We start from the raw sequence: 3,424 nt of genomic DNA on the forward strand, positions 1-3,424 counted from the left end.
TCGGCAGAAAAGATATTAAACTTACGAAGGTCATTCACCCGCATATTACCTAAAAGATATTACATATTCTTTTTTAATAAAAAAACAGTATGAGAACAAAGAAAAGCCTTATAAATACTGCATTTAAACGAATGAGCAAGAGGAAATATTGAAGGATTTACAACAATAGTACAACAAATGAAAGAACCTTGTATAACGACTTATACTAAGAAATGCAGAGATATGGAGAATGATACTTGAAATAGAGTGTCTTTTTCTATACTATGAAAGTAAAGAAACGGTAGTTAGCGAACATACCAATTATTTTTTGCTATGTTTGATGAATGCTGAAAATACTATAGACAAGTGCTTAAAAATAGTTTAAAATTAAACCGATTAGGAAAAGAAAAATACTTTTTAATTTTTGCTAAAAAGGGGTTGACAGATATGCTTAGAAACTGGTATGCTGTGACAGACAGACAGACAGACAGACAGACAGACAGACAGACAGACAGACAGACAGACAGACAGACAGACAGATAAAGTCTGCTCTTTTTCACGTACAATCAAATCGTAATTGTAAAAGCATAGGCACCATTATATCTATTTTTAGGTATGGTGTTTTTTTTGTTGTAATGAATGGTGAACTGTGCAAAATCAGAGGAGAAACAATAGAAAAATGATGACAAAAAATATAAAAGGGAAACAACGCAGTTTTAAAATTCCACACATTACTATGATGCTGTTTCTTACATTTTTCATTTTTACATTTATTGGTGCAGGAAGTATCATTGTCGTATCTTGTGTGGGATTGTTTCTATGTATAATAGGACTCATGCAGTCTTCGGTAAGAGTGGATTTGTGGATTTTGATTCCACTGATTTTCTATAATGTAGTTAGTCTGCTCTCCGGATATAGGATTTATGGAACTACTGTAGATGGACTTGCTTCTACGCAGTCGTTTTTTCCAGTGGTCTATCTGCTGGCGGCATATCTTAGCGGTGGGGAGCGGACGCTTCTTAAAAGGTCGTGCGCTATTTGGGTCGGAATGATAGCATTTATTGGAATTGGGCAGTTTACCCTAGCAACATTTCATGGAAATGCGGATAGACTGTCTGGTTTAATGGGAAATCCAAACGCTATGGGGGCTATGCTGGTTCTTGGATGGTTTGCTCTGCAAAGCTGCATTGGAGAAGTGCAGGAGGGAAAAACGGCGCTGAAAAGATTTTTTCAGGGATTAGATTTTCTTACGTTGATAGCTTTGGCGCTAACAATGTCTTTCGGTTCCTTTGGGGCGCTTGGTATAGGAATTATCGCTATGCATATCTATAGAAAAGGAAATCTTTCTACGCTAATTCTTAGGACGGCAGAGATTGTCTTTGCAGTTGGATGCGGCATTCTTCTTTATATTGCAGGATGCATAGCAAATTGGCCGTGGCTTTGTATTGTTCTCAGTATCTACATCCTGTCAGCTGCTATATGCCAGAATGCCTTTAGACTGTATTTGGCCGACCGCAGATGGATAAGTACCCTGATTTGTCTGGCTGGCGTCTGCAGCGTAGGAGTGCTGCTTTTTTTTAGGCCTAATGCAGCTGCCACTTTTATAGAGCGTCTGGCTATGATTAAGAATGGTTTGGGCTATTTTGGAAAAAATCCGCTTTTGGGGGTTGGGCCATACCAGTGGCGCTTGCTTAATTTGCAGGATACTGATCCATATTTTAATACATGGCATATTCATAATGTATTTGTTCATGTAGGGGTGGAATTGGGACTGATTGCTTTGGCTATGCTAATCATTACTGCAATACGCCATATTAGTAAGAGAGAAGATGAGGCACAGCGAGGTATGTTTTTTGCATCGCTGACTCACAATATGATGGATACCAGTTTTTTCTATATGGCAACACTCCCTTTTCTTATTATGACCGCAGCAAACGATGAAAGAAGAACCCGTCTTTTAAGTGGGACTGTTGTGAAGGTTATTTTTGGTGGATTTGCAGCGCTCTTTACATGGAATCTGATTCAATGCTTGTTATGATGGGGGGTGAGATAGTGAAGAAACAAAAGATACATGAAAAAACATCAGGCAGACATTACAGCGCAGTTGTGCTGCTTGTGGCTTTTTGTGTTTTGTCTGCACTAGTTTTCGTAGGAGCCTGGCAGGCTCGTTTGGAGCTTCCTCCTTATGTTGGGAAGAAACTGACCAGGTCAGAGACAGACGAGGTGATTGCAAGAAACAGTCCTCTAGCCTCTTATGTACACCTGAGTCCTAATGCAGATTTTCCCAGAAAGTCAGAAATTAAAAAGATTACCATTCATCATATGGGTGCGAATCTTACATTGGAGAGACTTGGAGAATCCTTTGCTAAAAAGGATCGAAAAGCTTCTTCCAACTACGGGATTGATATTAACGGTAAGGTGGCGATTTATGTGGAGGAGGAAAATCGATCGTGGGCCAGCTCCAATGCTGAAAATGACGATATGGCAGTCACCATTGAGGTTGCCAATGAGACCATAGGTGGCGATTGGCGGGTCAGCGATGAAGCTTATGAAACGCTCATTGAACTGTGCACAGATATCTGTTGGCGCAATGGCATCGAGGAATTAGTTTATACAGGAGACACCAATGGAAATCTGACCATTCACAATATGTTCCGAGAAGATACAGAATGTCCCGGTTACTATCTAGAAAGCAGGATGGCGGATATTGCAGAAAAAGTCAATAAAAATTTGAATAGTTCCTGAGGGCATTGCGTGAAAAAATAAAGTATGAAAGGAGAAATGTCATGAATCTAAAAGGAGAAAAAAAGAGATTTATCTACAATGGCATCATATTAATGATGTTATGTTTGACTGTGTTGGTTGTATTCAAAAGTAACGTATTTGCTGCAGACTCCGCTCGAACCAGTTATGTGGGAGCTAGTGGCTGTACTCTGGTATTTCAGAAAGAATGGGATGATGGCGGTGCTGTAAGCGACAGACCGAAATCAATTACGTTCCTTGTTGATCTGGCAGATACAGACCGTCCCGGCGGTTCCTCTTCCCCCCCTACAGAAAAGGTATCTATTACACTGAACGCAGAGAACAACTGGACTTATACATATCCTAAGGTTGATTATAGGACCTACGGTTATATTCCAGAAAGTGTGAAGGAGTTGGCGGTTGACGGATACGAATACGATGGAGAAACTGTGAAATGGGAAGGGAAGGATGCCGGCGGCTATGGCGGAATAGTCACTGTAACTTTAAATAATAAGAAAAAGGTTGCTACAGGCAATCTGACAGTAACAAAAGAAGTTGCGGGAACGCACGGCGATAAAGAGAAGGAGTTCCATTTCACAGTTACGCTTGATGATAAGACGATCAGTGGAAAATTCGGCGATATGGACTTCACGGACGGCGTGGCTACATTCACATTAAAACACGGACAAAGCGCGACAGCGAC

General features: G+C 40.4%; 3 protein-coding genes. All 3 read left to right on the top strand.

The window, feature by feature from the left end:
- Window positions 1–658: 658 nt before the first annotated feature.
- Window positions 659–2,017 carry an O-antigen ligase family protein gene (locus tag NSA01_RS09810; RefSeq protein WP_257481280.1) on the top strand — a complete coding sequence of 453 codons (1,359 nt, stop codon included), beginning with the start codon at window positions 659–661 and terminating at the stop codon, window positions 2,015–2,017.
- Between the two features lie 14 nt (window positions 2,018–2,031).
- Entirely contained in the window at window positions 2,032–2,724 is a 693-nt protein-coding gene (locus NSA01_RS09815) for a peptidoglycan recognition protein family protein (protein ID WP_257481281.1), read from the top strand.
- A 41-nt stretch (window positions 2,725–2,765) separates the two neighbouring features.
- Window positions 2,766–3,424: DUF7601 domain-containing protein (locus tag NSA01_RS09820; RefSeq protein WP_257481282.1), on the top strand; the 659-nt coding region annotated here is incomplete at its 3' end.

It is taken from the genome of Anaerofustis stercorihominis, from assembly GCF_024623185.1.
GTDB lineage: Bacteria > Bacillota > Clostridia > Eubacteriales > Anaerofustaceae > Anaerofustis.